This is a genomic window from Knoellia sinensis KCTC 19936, from assembly GCF_000768705.1.
Classification (GTDB): Bacteria; Actinomycetota; Actinomycetes; order Actinomycetales; family Dermatophilaceae; genus Knoellia; species Knoellia sinensis.
Genome location: NZ_AVPJ01000018.1, coordinates 1 through 13,661, shown reverse-complemented (window position 1 = coordinate 13,661; position 13,661 = coordinate 1). Strand labels below are relative to the sequence as shown.

Here is a 13,661-nt window from a genome sequence, read left to right as displayed (position 1 = left end):
GTGATGCCGTGGACTACTGCTTTTCGTAGAGTCGAGCCTTGGCCTCGGCGACGGTGAGGTTGACGGGCGTGCCCTCGATGGTCACTGTGTCGGGGATGTCGATCCAGGCGCCACCGTCGACGCGGAAGCGTCCGCCGTAGGTCGCGTTGATCTGGACGGGCGCCACCATCTTTGTGCGGTAGGTGTGGATGACGTCGCCGGTCGGATAGGGGCCGCCGAAGGTCTCGACCGGGCCGCTGGCCTCGCCGTCTCCGTAGATGTAGGTGGCACTCTTGAAGACCGGTTCGATCTCGACCTGGCGTCCGACGAGTGTCGTGGTGTCGGCTTCTCCCGGTTCGAAGCCCTGGGTGGGCCACGTGAGCTGGTAGTACGTCGGAAGGTTCACGAGGGTCTTGAGACCGACGGGTTGGATCGACGCTGTCGGCTTCGCGAACACGGTCTCGTGGAACTCGTTGATGATCATCTGCATGGTGAGGACGTTGTTGGCACCCGGCACCAGCGCGGACAGGCAGGTCCAGCCGATGTTCTCCCACGCGGCATTGGGGACGGGCTCGCCGGTACGGCCCACTTCCATCCGCCACACGCGGACAGCGGGTCCGGAGGGGGCGACGCCCGGGCGGCCAGTGGGACTGCAGACCGAGAACTCACGGGTGCAACTGGGGTCGGCGCCACCACCTCCGGGAGGGGCCTCGGTGCAGTACGAAGACGATCCGTACTTGTACCAAGGAGGCTTCGGCGCAGCGTTGACCGCGTTGTGAGTGTTGGCGGCAAGACCACGCATGGCTCGTTCGCCCAGCCCTTCGAACACCATGCGATCCCTCTTGGTGGTCCCATTCACATCCGGGGGGAAGGCCCATGCTTGTGCGGGGAACAGCAGGGCCGCCGCCGCGATCAGTGCGATCAGGCCTGATCCGCGATGGCGTGAACTCGCCACTGGTCGCCCTCCCTGATCACGGAAACAATCTTCTCGACGGAACTGGCCTTCTGGCCCTCGAGTTCCTTGCCCGACTTGTCAATCACGGGGACAGCCATCTGCGTGAGCGTGAACTTCACCCATGTTTGACCGGCCGGGGCCTCAGAAGCGATCTCGGCCGCTGCGATCGGAGCGACCAAGTCGGACTTCATCCGTTGCCCGGCAGAATCGATCTCCTTGACGCCGTCCTGCAGCCCGACGCAGCTTTGACAGCCGGAGGTGGCGAGAGGTGGCAGCAGCGAGGTGTCTGGCTTTGTGTAGGCGAGATTCAGTTGCTCGAAGTAGAAGCGGACGAAGGCGATCGCGCCGTCTTCGGTGTTCGCTCGGGCTTCAGCAGGGATCTCGATCGATGCCGAGGCGCTCCCCGTTGGGGTCGGCGTCGCGGACCCACTCGGCGTGGCCGATCCAGTGGACGAACTGCTCCCCGTCGGGTTCGTCGTCGGGCCGTCTTCAGACCCGCACCCCGCCAAGGCGAGCGCGGACGCCAAACCCAAGGCGACGGCATACGTCATCGTCGTGCGTGAACTCATCCTGCGGAACCCCTCCGTTGTCCGGTGCCGGGCCGCTCGACGGGGCACGCAGCATCGTGATGTGGAGCCCAGCCTAGAGACATCGGGGGACTTCGCCACTCCTGGGTCTGGGTGAACCGAGTCACGAGCCAATCACCCGGTTGAGCCAGGTGGTGATGGCCTGCGTTGACGTCATGACGGCAGTGTGCCGCGATCCCGGAAGGCGGCCGCAGACTTATCCACACCCACGTGCCGGTTCAGTCAGGCAGCCACCCGCGGACGGAGCCGCAGCGCCGCAACGGCGAGAGCGACATCGATGATTGCCTGCGCGAGAACCAGCCCCACCGCGATCGCGGTCCGCGTGCCTTCCGACGACTCGCCGAGGTACGCGCTGGCGCCAAACACGGTGCCGACCAGGAGGGGCGCGAACCGCAGATACCCGGGTAGCACGATCTGCCACACGTGCGCGACATGCCGACCACCGCGAGTGAACCAGCCGTCCGCGAGTGACCAGCCTTGGGCCAACACCAATGCGACCGCCATCGGCACCAGCGCGAACCATCCGCCACTCGGCCCTGCCCGCACCAGCAGGATCACCGCCCACACCCCGCAGACGAGGCTGAGGATGCCGATCATCGCCGCGTAGTGGAGCATGAAGAACTGCGTGGTCTCGGTCTGAGTAGCCATGGTGCGCAACCGGATCAAGGTTCCCGCCACCGAGAGCGCCATCGCCAGCACCGTGTACGCCAAGAGATCCGCGAGGTGCACAGCTCCCGTGAGCATGGGGACGATGGGCAGGAGCGACCCAAAGAGGATGAGGATGAACTGCACCACGACAGCGGTCTGAGGGGACAGGCGCGCTGCCAAGGATTCGAGCAGCCCGAGACCGAGCACGCGAAGGATGGGAGTCACGGGGACATGCTCGCGTAGTAGCGAAACAGGAACCACGCGGCCCCCGCATCCAGCACGTGCCACACGGCGTGCAGCTGCAGCAGCGAGTGCGGATCACACAGAGGACCGCCGTCCATGCCCGTGTTCCAGATCGCGAACGCCACCAGGAGCGTGATGACGGACGCCAGCCCCCACCTCATCTCGAGGCGATGAGAACCACGCGCCCGCAACCACAACTCGATGAGCAACCCGAGCAGGAGCATCGCACCAAAGACCGCGTTGCCGGCGGTCAGGATCACAGGCACCTGCACCGTGACGAACTCGGCGATGGTGCACACCACGAGCGAGCCGACGAAGATGCCCACGAACCCGGGTGCAGCGAGTCCGAGAAGGCGCGTCACGGCATACGCAAAGACGAAGCTCGACAGCAGATACATGCTGTAGAGGTCGAGGTGCCCGCCCAGGACGCTCTGTGACGCGTGCATGGCCGCACTACCGGGTCCGAGCATCACCACGACGATCGCGTATGCCGTGGCAAGACCGACGCTCATCGCGCCCGGTCCCCGCCGGGAGACGTGCCACGCGGCGGCGATCCCAGCGATGACGAATCCGAGGTTGCTGAAGGTGTTGGCGGGTTGTTTGATCAGAGCGTCCCGGGCCGCTTCACAGAACTCCGCGCCGCGTCCGACGTCGGGACCGAGCCAGCCGAAGACGAGAGCGGCACCGAGCAGGACGACGGACCCGACCGCTGCGGCCACGGTGAGCCACAGCGGAACGCTGCTCCGCCGCGATCCGGTCGGCTCGGCAATACGCATGTGCCCCAACGTATCCGCCTACGCTGTCCGCCATGGGTCGAGGACGCGCGTGGCTGAGCCTCGTCGCGGGCGTTGCCGTGATCGCGCTGGCCTGGTGGTTGCTCAACCGACCGCTTGAGTCGGACACCGCGACGAGCCCAGTGGCATCGGGCAGTGCCTCGCCCTCAGCGCAGACGTCCGCGACCCCTGCTCCACCGGGTTCCGTGCCCGCGAACGCGATTGCGGCACAGGCGCATTGGACGATCGACGGCGACACGATCGACATCTCGATCGATGGGGTCGTCGAGAGGATGCGGCTCCTCAACGTCAACGCCCCGGAGAAGCGCTCAGGGGCTCGCCCTGCCGAGTGCCTGAACTTCGAGGCCTCGGGGGTGCTCATCGACCTCGCGCCGAAGGGCACATCCCTCCGGATCGTGCGGCACGGCAAGGATCGCTTCGGCCGCACCCTCGGCGCTGCGTGGCTGGCCGACGGACGGATGCTGGGCGCGGAAGTCATCAGACAGGGCTACGCCGCACCACTCACCGTCGGGGGAGTGGCCACCTACCGCGTCGAGATGGAGTCGGCGCGCGCCGAGGCAGCGACGGCCAAGCGCGGGCTGCACGCCGTCACCCCGGCGTGCACGGTGCCCGCACGAGTCGCTGCCCTCAAGCCCCAGGACCCTTCCGCCCCAACGCTTCTCGTGGAGCTCCAGTCACGCGCACCCCACGCCGGCGTCGCCGCCCTCACCGATGCCCACCGAGCCAGCCTCATTGCCACGGTGAAGGCGAGAGGCTGACTCGGTGTCAAGGTCGTGGAGCGCCCTCGCGCGTCAGCCAGTCGGCAGCGCGAACACCACGTCCTCGGTTGGCTCCCACGTCCGCATGTCAAGGTGCCCATCAGCCTCATGCAGCGGAAGGGCGCCCGTCACGAGACCGCACGTGCACACTCGCCCGTAGGGCTTGTTCTCGAACGCGACGGCGTGCACCCCGCGCTCCCACGCATCGAGGATCGCCGTGTAGTCCATGAGGAACAGGGCAGCGATCTGTGCCCCGGTGGACTTGCCTCCCAACCGCAACTCCCGGGTGAGCATGAATGTCTCGAGCGGCGCGTTGATGACGCGGATGTCGTAGGTGCGGCCGAGGTACTCGACCGGTTCGAAGTTGACCAACATGGAGCATCAACCCTTTCAGGGTGTCCCGTCTTGGTCGCGAGCCGCGAGGTCAGGCGCAGCTGCGACCCGGGTCTTCTCCGGAGGGCACCGTGTCGGGAGACGCGGTTGCCGGTCGGCCACGTCCGGAGGCGTGCGGCCGACGAACCACCACTCGTGAAAGTGGTGCTCTGGACCCGGTCGCGATCGTCTGGATCGCGATGTCGGACAACCTAGACGACCGGGCTGACATCCGTCGAAGAAGTGGACGCGAAGCACGTTGTCAGTGGCGGCTGGCACGATCGCAGACATGGAGATGACCGCAGCCCTCGCCCTCGGGCGACGCCTGCTGCGCGAGCACGGTCTGGAGCACTGGTCCGTCACCAGCGATCGGGCCAAGACCAGAGCGGGTGTATGCCGTTTCGCCACCCGCACGATCTCCCTCAGCGCTCCGTTGACTCGCCTCCACGACGAGGTCGAGGTGCGCGACACGATCCTTCACGAGATTGCCCACGCCCTCGTCGGCCCGGAGCACGGCCACGATGCCGTGTGGCGTTCCAAGGCTCTCGACATCGGCTGCTCGGGTGACCGCACGCTCGACGCCGATGCTCCCCAGGTCGTCGGTCCGTGGAGCGGCGTTTGCCCGGACGGCCACACCTACACCCGGCATCGCCGACCGGGCCGGGTGCTGAGTTGCCTTGCCTGCAACCCGGAGTTCGACGCGAGCGCTCTTCTGACGTGGACCTACCAGGGGCGGCGAGTCGACATGGGCGACGTCTATCGCGAGGAACTCGACTCGATCGTCAGCAGGCATGGCGCTTCAGCCGTTCGGCAGTCTGCGCCACCAGCTCCTTCAGCTCCGACGTCATTCCCCATCGGTGCCATGGTGCGCATCGTCGCGCCCGGGCCCATGCACGGGGTGGTCGGGGAGGTCGAGGCCGCCTTCTCGATCCGCAGCCAGGTCCGGATCGGCGATGAGTTGTATGCCGTGCCCAACGACGTCCTTGAGGTCGCCGAGCGCTTGGCGAGCTGAAGGGTCGAGCCCGGGCCGCGGCTGCCTGCGGTCGCCAATGTCAGTGGGGGCACCTAGCGTCGTTCGAGTCAGCATGTCGCCCACGGAAGGTTCGACCATGAACGCCCAGCAAGACGTCTCGCTCCTCACACGCGCCCTCGACCAGACCGCGGGTCTCCTGGGCGAAGTGTCAGCGGACCAGTACGACCAGCCGTCGACCTGCGCCGACTGGAAGGTGGGAGACCTCGTGCGGCATGTCGTGGCCTCGCCGCAGAACTTCGTCGCGATGTTCTCCGGGAAGGAGGTCGACTGGGCCAACCCTCCCGAGTTGGGCGACGACCCAGTGGCCGACTTCCGAGCCGGTGCGACAACCTTGGTCGAGCACGTGCGTGCTGATGCCTCGGGCGGGTCCTCCAACGCCGCGATCCCGGAGTTCGCCGTGCACAGCTGGGACCTTGCGCGGTCGATCGGCAGTGAGGCGCAGCTGGATGACGAAGTGGCGGTTCATGCCCTGGAGTTCATGAGCGCGAACCTCACGCCGGAGAATCGCGTCGGAGCCTTCGAGCCCGAGGTGGGGGCGGCCGCGGATGCGTCGATCCACGACCGGTTGGCGGTCTTCTCCGGTCGTTCGGTGCGCCAGGGGCCGGTATAGCCGACCGGGGACGCAGGCGTAGTCAGGTCCATCGTCATGAACGTGCTGTTCGGGTCCTCGACATAGGACCCGAACGGCGGGCATTGCGCGAAGCCCGATCGCTCATACAGCCTGCGAGCGGAATCGAAGAACTCCATGCTCCCTGTCTCAAGGGACACCCGTTGCACATGGCGCCCGCGGGCGTCCACCAGTGCGTGCTTCACGAGTTGCGTGCCGATGCCCTGCCCGCGGCACGCGGGATCCGTGCGCATGCTCTTGAGCTCCTCGTGACCCGGCTCCAGCTCGGCGAGGGCGACGGTCCCCACCAATCTCGCAGCATCGTGTGCGACCCACACCCGCACTCCAGGTCCTTGGAGCCCGCTGAGGTCCAGCGCGTGCCGGCTCTCGGGCGGAGCTGTCGGCTCCATGTCGTCGAGGTGCGCCTGGAGGAACGCAACCAAGGCTGGGTCCGCGAAATCCGCGTCAGTGATCGTCAGCACGCGAGCCATCCAACCCGATGTGGGATAGCGGTCGCCGCCCCGATGGCCCAGTCCCGGGGTCGTCCCTCCCGACCGTAGGCTCGTGGGTGTGAACGATGTGACGCGGATCGACTACACCGGCACGGGCTTGTCCGAGGACGAGCTCGCGGCGACGCCCTGGCAGCAGGCCAAGCACTGGCTCGACGAGGCCGTCGAACGCTCGGGCGTCCAGCCCGACGTGCCCGAGCCGCACGCGCTGTCCGTCGCCACGGTCGACGCCGATGGGGTCCCCAACGTCCGCACCGTACTCATGCGCTTCTTCGACGAGCGAGGCCCCGGCTTCCTCACGAACACGCTGTCCACCAAGGGAATTGAGCTCGCGGGCAACCCGGGCATCGCCGCATCCCTCACGTGGCCCGCGATGTTCCGCGCCGTTCGATTCCGCGGCCAAGCCGTGCTGCTCGACCGCGCCGAGGTGGAGGCCTACTTCGCCACCCGCCCCTACGGTTCGCGCATCTCCGCCTGGGCCTCGATGCAGTCGCAGCCGGCCACGTCGAGAGCCGAGCTCGAGACGGCATACGAAAAATACGCGACGCAGTGGCCCGACTCGGGGAGCCCGGACGACGTCCCCGTCCCCGACTTCTGGGGCGGCTACCGCATCACATGCGACGAGGTCGAGTTCTGGGGTGGGCGCAGCAACCGGCTCCACGACCGGCTCGTCTTCACCCGCGTTGCCGAGGGGTCGCTGGACGACGCATCCGCGTGGACGGTGAGCCGCCGGCAACCCTGAGCCGGTGACCTGAGCCTGCACGTCGTGGGGCTCGCTCGGGCGGTTCGGTGCCACTTCCGGGCGCCGCTACAGTGAGCGAGACCACACGACGAAGGAGTGAGCCCAGAATGACGCCCGAGACCACCGGCACCACCCATGCCGGCAGCACCGAGCAGCACATCGAGACGACGGAGCGCTACGCGGCGCACAACTACCACCCGCTCCCGGTCGTCATCGCCAGCGGTGAGGGCGTGTGGGTCACCGATGTCGACGGCAAGCGCTACCTCGACTGCCTCGCCGGCTACTCGGCCCTGAACTTCGGCCACTCGCACCCGCAGCTCGTCGAGCGCGCGCGCCAGCAACTCGGCACGCTGACGCTGACCAGCCGGGCGTTCTTCAACGACCAGCTCGGCCCGTTCTCACAGGCCCTCGCTGAGCTCACGGCCAAGGACATGGTCCTCCCGATGAACTCCGGAGCCGAGGCCGTCGAGACCGCCATCAAGGTCAGCCGCCGCTGGGGCTACGAGGTCAAGAACGTCCCCGAGGACCAGGCCAACATCATCGTCATGGAGGGCAACTTCCACGGTCGCACCACGACCATCGTGAGCTTCTCTGACGACAAGGTCGCGCACGACAACTACGGCCCCTACACGCCGGGCTTCCGCACGGTCCGCTACGGCGACATCGAGTCGGTGCGCGCCGCGATGGACGAGTTCACCGTGGCGGTGCTCTTCGAGCCGATCCAGGGGGAGGGCGGCGTCGTCGTCCCGCCCGAGGGCTTCCTGCGTGACCTGCGTGCGCTGTGCTCGGAGCAGAACGTGCTCATGGTCGCGGACGAGATCCAGTCGGGTCTGGCCCGCACCGGCACGACGTTCGCGTGCGACCTCGAGGAGGTTGTTCCGGACATGTACATCCTGGGCAAGGCCCTCGGTGGCGGTCTCTACCCCGTCTCCGCCGTGGCCGCGAACACCGACGTCCTCGGCGTCATCACCCCCGGGTCCCACGGCTCCACCTTCGGTGGAAACCCGCTCGCTGCCGCGATCGGACACGAGGTATGCCGTCTGCTCGCCACGGGCGAATTCCAGGACCGCGCGCGTCGACTGGGTGAGCGTCTGCTCGCCGGGCTCGAGCCGCTCGTCGGGCACGGCCTCGACGAGGTGCGCGTGCGCGGCCTCTGGGCAGGCCTCGACGTCACGCCCGGTGGCCCCACGGGACGTGAGCTGTGCGAGCGCCTCATGGAGCGCGGCATCCTCGCCAAGGACACCCACGGTATGACGATCCGCCTCGCGCCGCCGCTCGTGATCACCGAGGACGAGGTCGACCAACTCGTCGCCGCCGTGACGGAGTCCCTCTCCACCTGATCCGCCACCGAACGCCGGGAGCCGGTCCATCACTGCTCGCAGTGAGGGGCCGGCTCTCGTGGTGTGCGCTGGACTTGGCGAGGAGTGCTCAGGGCGCGAGGAAGCGGCAGGCCTTCCCGACCTGCTCCTCGCCCCGGAAGTGGGGCACCTTGATGACCTCGCCAGTTCCGAGGTCAAAGACGAGGACACCCGTGAATTCGAACGGCAGCTGGCCGATGACCCTCAGCGTCACCGTGCCGTCGGGAGCGACCATCATGTGGTCGGCACCGACATTCTTGAACCGCATCGTTCCGAAATCTGATGTTGCCGTTCCCGTGATGTTGACGGTTGTGAGTTGCAACAGGTTCTGCTGGGCGCCCGTGAACTGCTTGAAAATCGTGAAACCCCTGACCGTTGTGGTGACGTCGACGCCGCACTCCCCGGTCAGGAAGTCGTCGTGGAAGGTCTCCTCGAACTCGATCCGTTCGATGGTGGGCGCGTCCGCTTGCGCGGGGCCTGTCCCGACGACGAGGAACGCGGCGACGGAGAGCGCGGTCGCGAGGCGAGTGAAGATGCGCATGGATCTGCCTCTCTGTTGTAGCGGCGACCTGCGGCCGGCTCACGCATTGCGCCGATCTCGCCAGTGTCCCGCTCCCGAGCCACCGCGGACATGGCCCGATGCCGTCATACGGAAATGACTCATCACCCGCTCATCACCCCAACCCGGGTCAGGAAGAGCGGCAAGCGTTCTGGGTGATGGCCTCGACCATCTCGGCTCGGCGATTGCTGGGGAGGTCGTGGCCCATCTCCGGGAACATGAGCAGGCGCGCTCCCGGGATCGCTCGCGCCGTCGCTACACCCCCGCTCGGCAGGACGAGACGATCGCGCATCCCGTGGATGACGAGGGTCGGAACCGTGATCGCCGCGAGCCGCCGCGTGCGGTCGGGGGAAGCGTTGATCGCGTTGAGTTGGCGATCCCGACTCGCTGTCGTGATCCCGCCTCGATCGAGGTGGAGTGCGGCCAGGGATCGCATCTCTGCCTCGTCGAACTCGCTGCCGGCGATGAGTTTGAACGACGCGAGCCCCCTGGCAATCGCCTCGTCCCGAGTGGTCGGGGCCGGCTCGCGCAGCAACTTCACGAACGGAGCCAGCAGCCGCGCTGACGTCCTGCCAAAGAGCCGGTGACCCGTGTTGGACATGATCGAGCACAGCGACCGCACCCGCTCAGGTCGTTGGAGCGTCAGCTCCTGCGCGATCATCCCGCCCATGGATGCGCCCACGAGGTGTGCCGACTCGATGCCGAGGTGCTCGAGCAAGCCGTTCGCGTCACCGGCGAGGTCGATCAGCGTGTAGTCGGCTGTGGCCAGTCGGCGTGACGCGAGCCCTTTGGCGATCGCGCCGCGCGTCGGCCGCGGTGCGTCGGTGTAGCCAGACAGACCCTGGTCTCGGTTGTCGTAGCGGATGACCCGGAACCCTCGATCCGCCAGCCCTTGCACGAAGTCCTGTGGCCACGCGACCAGCTGCGCACCCATCCCCATGATGAGGAGCATGGGTTCGCCGTCGTCGGGGCCGTCGATGACGTACTCGACGACCTGGTCCCCGATCCGCGCTGAGGTCATGCCGTCATCCAACCAAATCGGCGCGACGTAGGCTGACCGCCGTGATTCTCGTGCTCACCCAAGTCCTCGTCGCCGCCGCGCTGCTCCTCACGGTCGTGGCGTTGGGCTATGCGCTCTTCGACCGGGTCATCGGCAACGTCGTCCTGGGGCTGGCTGCCCTGGTCGAACTCGGTGTCATCGTGCAGCTCGTGCGGGGACTCGCGGGCATCCCCTCCTTGGACGGCAGCAAGGCGACGTTCACGGCATACCTGATCACCTTGCCGTTCGTCCTCGCGATCACGGTGTGGAGCGCGATCAAGGACAAGACCCGCTGGGCGATGGCCTCGATCGGGATCGGCGCGTTCGCCGTCGCGGTGATGACCCTCCGGCTGCAGCAGATCTGGGACCTTCATGGCTGAGACGCACTCCGGCCACGGACCGGGTCGCATCCTCGTCGCGGTCTACGGCGTCCTCGCCTTGGCGGCAACCGGCCGTTCGATCCTCCAGATCGTCGAGTACTTCGATCGTGCGCCGCTCGCGTACATCCTCTCCGCGCTCGCGGCGGTCATCTACATCGTCGCGACGGTGGGCATGGCTCGCGGCGACAGGTCCTCGACCCGGATCGCGCTTCTTGCGTGCACCGTCGAGCTTGTCGGTGTCCTTGTCGTCGGGGCGTTCTCGTATGCCGTTCCCAGCGCCTTCCCGGACAAGACCGTGTGGTCCCATTTCGGGTCCGGCTACGGCTATGTGCCGCTGATCCTTCCGGTCTTGGGCATCTGGTGGCTCAACCGAGTGCGCCGCGGGTCGACGCAGACGTCGTCAGCCGCCTGAGGACTTCGCCCAAAGGTTGATGCCGGCGTCGACGGCATGCTTGTCGATCTTTGTGAGTTCCTCATCTGTGAACGACAGGTTCTTCACGGCGAGCAGGTTGTCGTCGAGCTGTTCGACGCTCGATGCGCCGACGAGGACGGACGTCACCCTGTCGTCCCGCAGGAGCCACGCGATGGCCATCTGCGCGAGTGATTGACCGCGCTTCTTCGCCAAGGCGTTGAGTGCGCGGACATGCTTGAGCGACTCCTCCGTGAGCAGGTCCGGGCTGAGGGACTTGCCCTGCGAGGCGCGCGACCCTTCGGGAATGCCCTTGAGGTACTTGTCGGTGAGCATCCCCTGGGCGAGCGGCGAGAACGCAATGCAGCCGACGCCCGATTCGCCGAGGACGTCGAGCAGATCCTCTTCCACCCAGCGGTTGAGCATCGAGTACGAAGGCTGGTGGATGAGCAGGGGAGTGCCGAGCTCGCGCAGGATGTCGACGGCCTCCCGGGTGCGCGGACCGGAGTAGGACGAGATGCCGACATAGAGGGCCTTGCCCTGTCGCACCAACGAGTCGAGTGCGCCCATCGTCTCCTCGAGCGGTGTCGCGTCGTCGAAGCGGTGGCTGTAGAAGATGTCGACGTAGTCCAGACCCATGCGCTTCAGGGACTGGTCGGCGCTGGCCAGGATGTACTTGCGACTGCCTCCGCCCTGGCCGTAGGGACCGGGCCACATGTCGTAGCCGGCCTTGGAACTGATGACGAGTTCGTCGCGGTAGGGGCGGAAGTCGCGGGCGAACAGCGTCCCGAAGTTGCGTTCGGCCGATCCGTAGGGCGGGCCGTAGTTGTTGGCAAGGTCGAAGTGCGTGATGCCCTTGTCGAACGCGCGGCGAAGGATCGCCTGCTGACGCTCCAGCGGCACGTCATCACCGAAGTTGTGCCACAGGCCGAGTGAGATCGCCGGGAGGTCGAGACCGGACCGCCCGACCCGACGGAACGGCATTCCTGCGCGGTAGCGACCCGCGGCCGCCTTGTACTCGTCGACGTGGAAGGTCATGTCGCCATCATGCCGCCCGCCGTGGCAACCCAGGCGGAACCAGCTGCTGTTCGGGTCCATCCCCCGAGACAGAGGTGACCACCATGTGGGCGAGGGCTTAACGTTTCAACCATTGGTCATGAGTGCCAGCGCGAAGCCCCGGCTTGCTGGCCGGCAACCCTCCAACCGCGGTGGGGTGCCCCGGGTGAAGACCAGGCGCGACGTCAACCGGCGTCCGCAAGCTCGGCACACGGCATACAAGGAGTTCCCCCATGACCGACGCAACCCCCAACTGGTCCTTCGAGACGCGCCAAGTCCATGCCGGTCAGGTCCCTGACCCGACGACTGGAGCGCGCGCACTGCCGATCTACCAGACGACGTCCTACGTCTTCAAGGACACCGATCACGCGGCAAACCTGTTCGCGCTCAAGGAGTTCGGCAACATCTACACCCGCATCATGAACCCGACGCAGGACGCCGTCGAGCAGCGCATCGCGTCGCTCGAAGGTGGCGTGGGAGCGCTCCTGCTCAGCTCGGGAATGTCGGCGACGACGCTCGCGATCCTCAACGTCGCGGAGGCCGGTGACCACATCGTCGCGAGCCCGGGTCTGTATGGCGGCACGGTCAACCTCTTCCAGTTCACCCTGCCGAAGCTCGGCATCGAGGTGACCTTCGTCGAGGACCCGAGCGATCCGGAGCAGTGGCGTGCGGCCGCGAAACCGAACACGAAGGCGTTCTTCGGCGAGACGATCGCCAACCCCAAGTCCGACATCCTCGACATCGAGACGATCGCGAACGTCGCCCACGAGGTCGGTGTCCCGCTCATCGTGGACAACACGATCGCGACGCCATATCTCCTCCGACCGATCGAGCACGGGGCCGACATCGTGGTGCATGCCGCGACGAAGTACCTCGGCGGTCACGGCACGGCAATCGCCGGTGTCATCGTTGACGCGGGGAAGTTCGACTACGCGAAGGACCCGGAGCGGTTCCCGAACTACAACACGCCGGATCCGAGCTACCACGGTCTCGTCTATGGGCGGGACCTCGGTGTCGGCAGCCCGCTCGGAGCGAACCTCGCCTACATCCTCAAGGCGCGGGTGCAACTGCTGCGTGACTTGGGACCGGCGATCTCGCCGTTCAACGCCTTCCTCATCGGTCAGGGCATTGAGACGTTGAGCCTGCGGATCGAGCGCCACATCGAGAACACCCACAAGGTGGCAGCGTTCCTCCAGGGGCACGAGAGCGTCGAGTCGGTGCGCTGGGCGTCGCTTGAGGGGTCGGACGGCTACGAACTGGCGCAGAAGTACGTGCCGCGCGGTGCTGGAGCCGTCATCTCCTTCGAGATCAAGGGCGGACTCGAGGCGGGCAAGAAGTTCGTCGAGGCACTGACCCTGCACAGCCACCTCGCCAACATCGGTGACGTCCGCTCGCTCGTGATCCACCCCGCGTCGACGACGCACTCGCAGGGTCCGGAGGAGGACCGCCTCGCCGCGGGTGTGACGCCCGGACTCGTGCGCCTCGCCGTCGGCATCGAGCACATCGACGACATCCTCGCCGACCTCGAGCAGGGCTTCACCGCAGCCAAGTCCGCCTGACTCTGGGATCTCGCAGCGTCAGCGTCAACGGCTGCTACAGCGACCTGTGATGTCTCAGGACATCGCGGACACTC

Annotated in this window: 16 protein-coding genes, 1 pseudogene and 1 riboswitch; of the genes and pseudogenes, 8 read left to right on the top strand and 9 right to left on the bottom strand. The window is 66.9% G+C overall.

The features are described from left to right. Positions 1 to 13: 13 nt before the first annotated feature. The 4 genes from N802_RS16705 to N802_RS16690 all read right to left on the bottom strand — a co-directional run bounded on the left by N802_RS16705 (position 14) and on the right by N802_RS16690 (position 3,188). The gene (locus N802_RS16705) at positions 14 to 811 is read right to left on the bottom strand and encodes a hypothetical protein (protein ID WP_035918515.1); all 798 of its coding nucleotides are present in this window, start codon (positions 809 to 811) and stop codon (positions 14 to 16) included. An 89-nt stretch (positions 812 to 900) separates the two neighbouring features. Beyond that, the gene (locus N802_RS16700) at positions 901 to 1,503 is read right to left on the bottom strand and encodes a DUF6318 family protein (protein WP_035918512.1); all 603 of its coding nucleotides are present in this window, start codon (positions 1,501 to 1,503) and stop codon (positions 901 to 903) included. A 240-nt stretch (positions 1,504 to 1,743) separates the two neighbouring features. Beyond that, a complete protein-coding gene (locus N802_RS16695; protein ID WP_035918511.1) occupies positions 1,744 to 2,394 on the bottom strand; it encodes a DUF6498-containing protein in 651 nt (216 codons plus the stop codon). Further along, positions 2,391 to 3,188, bottom strand: a complete 798-nt coding sequence (locus N802_RS16690; protein WP_035918509.1) for a ceramidase domain-containing protein — start codon at positions 3,186 to 3,188, stop codon at positions 2,391 to 2,393. The genes N802_RS16695 and N802_RS16690 overlap by 4 nt, the downstream gene beginning before the upstream one ends. A gap of 32 nt (positions 3,189 to 3,220) precedes the next feature. Between N802_RS16690 and N802_RS19695 the strand changes: the two genes are divergently transcribed. After that, entirely contained in the window at positions 3,221 to 3,964 is a 744-nt protein-coding gene (locus N802_RS19695) for a thermonuclease family protein (RefSeq protein WP_052110082.1), read from the top strand. A 33-nt stretch (positions 3,965 to 3,997) separates the two neighbouring features. Here the strand turns inward: N802_RS19695 and N802_RS16680 are convergent, their stop codons facing one another. Beyond that, positions 3,998 to 4,339, bottom strand: a complete 342-nt coding sequence (locus tag N802_RS16680) for a hypothetical protein (RefSeq protein WP_035918506.1) — start codon at positions 4,337 to 4,339, stop codon at positions 3,998 to 4,000. A 286-nt stretch (positions 4,340 to 4,625) separates the two neighbouring features. On the opposite strand from N802_RS16680, the gene N802_RS16675 reads away from it, so the two are divergent. Together N802_RS16675 and N802_RS16670 are read left to right on the top strand one after the other, a co-directional pair. Continuing rightward, positions 4,626 to 5,348 (top strand): SprT-like domain-containing protein, encoded by a 723-nt coding sequence (locus N802_RS16675; protein ID WP_035918624.1) that lies wholly within the window; start codon positions 4,626 to 4,628, stop codon positions 5,346 to 5,348. 97 nt (positions 5,349 to 5,445) lie between these two features. Beyond that, positions 5,446 to 5,979, top strand: a complete 534-nt coding sequence (locus tag N802_RS16670) for a TIGR03086 family metal-binding protein (RefSeq protein WP_035918505.1) — start codon at positions 5,446 to 5,448, stop codon at positions 5,977 to 5,979. A 32-nt stretch (positions 5,980 to 6,011) separates the two neighbouring features. Here the strand turns inward: N802_RS16670 and N802_RS20040 are convergent. Continuing rightward, positions 6,012 to 6,386: pseudogene (locus tag N802_RS20040) on the bottom strand (GNAT family N-acetyltransferase); the annotation flags it as partial. Positions 6,387 to 6,546: 160 nt separating this feature from the next. On the opposite strand from N802_RS20040, the gene pdxH reads away from it, so the two are divergent. Together pdxH and rocD are read left to right on the top strand one after the other, a co-directional pair. After that, entirely contained in the window at positions 6,547 to 7,227 is a 681-nt protein-coding gene (gene pdxH / locus N802_RS16665; protein ID WP_035918504.1) for a pyridoxamine 5'-phosphate oxidase, read from the top strand. 107 nt (positions 7,228 to 7,334) lie between these two features. Then, positions 7,335 to 8,567 (top strand): ornithine--oxo-acid transaminase, encoded by a 1,233-nt coding sequence (gene rocD, locus N802_RS16660; protein WP_211254450.1) that lies wholly within the window; start codon positions 7,335 to 7,337, stop codon positions 8,565 to 8,567. Positions 8,568 to 8,655: 88 nt separating this feature from the next. Here the strand turns inward: rocD and N802_RS16655 are convergent, their stop codons facing one another. Then, positions 8,656 to 9,126 carry a hypothetical protein gene (locus tag N802_RS16655; RefSeq protein ID WP_035918502.1) on the bottom strand — a complete coding sequence of 157 codons (471 nt, stop codon included), beginning with the start codon at positions 9,124 to 9,126 and terminating at the stop codon, positions 8,656 to 8,658. Positions 9,127 to 9,274: 148 nt separating this feature from the next. After that, a complete protein-coding gene (locus tag N802_RS16650; RefSeq protein WP_035918501.1) occupies positions 9,275 to 10,165 on the bottom strand; it encodes an alpha/beta fold hydrolase in 891 nt (296 codons plus the stop codon). A gap of 41 nt (positions 10,166 to 10,206) precedes the next feature. Here N802_RS16650 and N802_RS16645 point away from each other — a divergent pair, with 41 nt between their 5' ends. Then, a complete protein-coding gene (locus N802_RS16645; RefSeq protein ID WP_035918499.1) occupies positions 10,207 to 10,563 on the top strand; it encodes a hypothetical protein in 357 nt (118 codons plus the stop codon). After that, on the top strand, positions 10,556 to 10,975 hold the full coding sequence (locus N802_RS16640; protein ID WP_035918497.1) for a hypothetical protein: 420 nt from the start codon (positions 10,556 to 10,558) through the stop codon (positions 10,973 to 10,975). The genes N802_RS16645 and N802_RS16640 overlap by 8 nt, the downstream gene beginning before the upstream one ends. Here N802_RS16640 and mgrA read toward each other — a convergent pair. Next, the gene (mgrA, locus tag N802_RS16635) at positions 10,964 to 12,010 is read right to left on the bottom strand and encodes an L-glyceraldehyde 3-phosphate reductase (RefSeq protein WP_035918494.1); all 1,047 of its coding nucleotides are present in this window, start codon (positions 12,008 to 12,010) and stop codon (positions 10,964 to 10,966) included. The genes N802_RS16640 and mgrA overlap by 12 nt on opposite strands. Positions 12,011 to 12,124: 114 nt before the next feature. Then, a riboswitch (SAM riboswitch) is annotated at positions 12,125 to 12,239 on the top strand. Between the two features lie 22 nt (positions 12,240 to 12,261). Here mgrA and N802_RS16630 point away from each other — a divergent pair. Continuing rightward, positions 12,262 to 13,587 (top strand): bifunctional o-acetylhomoserine/o-acetylserine sulfhydrylase, encoded by a 1,326-nt coding sequence (locus tag N802_RS16630; RefSeq protein ID WP_035918492.1) that lies wholly within the window; start codon positions 12,262 to 12,264, stop codon positions 13,585 to 13,587. Positions 13,588 to 13,661 lie beyond the last annotated feature (74 nt).

What these genes read in the sequence shown, in the direction of transcription:
- N802_RS16650 (WP_035918501.1), bottom strand. Translation starts at nt 10,165, where the DNA reads ATGACCTCAGCGCGGATCGGGGACCAGGTCGTCGAGTACGTCATCGAC.
- N802_RS16690 (WP_035918509.1), bottom strand. Translation starts at nt 3,188, where the DNA reads ATGCGTATTGCCGAGCCGACCGGATCGCGGCGGAGCAGCGTTCCGCTG.
- N802_RS19695 (WP_052110082.1), top strand. Translation starts at nt 3,221, where the DNA reads ATGGGTCGAGGACGCGCGTGGCTGAGCCTCGTCGCGGGCGTTGCCGTG.
- N802_RS16640 (WP_035918497.1), top strand. Translation starts at nt 10,556, where the DNA reads ATGGCTGAGACGCACTCCGGCCACGGACCGGGTCGCATCCTCGTCGCG.
- N802_RS16630 (WP_035918492.1), top strand. Translation starts at nt 12,262, where the DNA reads ATGACCGACGCAACCCCCAACTGGTCCTTCGAGACGCGCCAAGTCCAT.
- N802_RS16655 (WP_035918502.1), bottom strand. Translation starts at nt 9,126, where the DNA reads ATGCGCATCTTCACTCGCCTCGCGACCGCGCTCTCCGTCGCCGCGTTC.
- N802_RS16700 (WP_035918512.1), bottom strand. Translation starts at nt 1,503, where the DNA reads ATGAGTTCACGCACGACGATGACGTATGCCGTCGCCTTGGGTTTGGCG.
- mgrA (WP_035918494.1), bottom strand. Translation starts at nt 12,010, where the DNA reads ATGACCTTCCACGTCGACGAGTACAAGGCGGCCGCGGGTCGCTACCGC.
- N802_RS16705 (WP_035918515.1), bottom strand. Translation starts at nt 811, where the DNA reads ATGGTGTTCGAAGGGCTGGGCGAACGAGCCATGCGTGGTCTTGCCGCC.
- N802_RS16680 (WP_035918506.1), bottom strand. Translation starts at nt 4,339, where the DNA reads ATGTTGGTCAACTTCGAACCGGTCGAGTACCTCGGCCGCACCTACGAC.
- rocD (WP_211254450.1), top strand. Translation starts at nt 7,335, where the DNA reads ATGACGCCCGAGACCACCGGCACCACCCATGCCGGCAGCACCGAGCAG.
- N802_RS16670 (WP_035918505.1), top strand. Translation starts at nt 5,446, where the DNA reads ATGAACGCCCAGCAAGACGTCTCGCTCCTCACACGCGCCCTCGACCAG.
- N802_RS16675 (WP_035918624.1), top strand. Translation starts at nt 4,626, where the DNA reads ATGGAGATGACCGCAGCCCTCGCCCTCGGGCGACGCCTGCTGCGCGAG.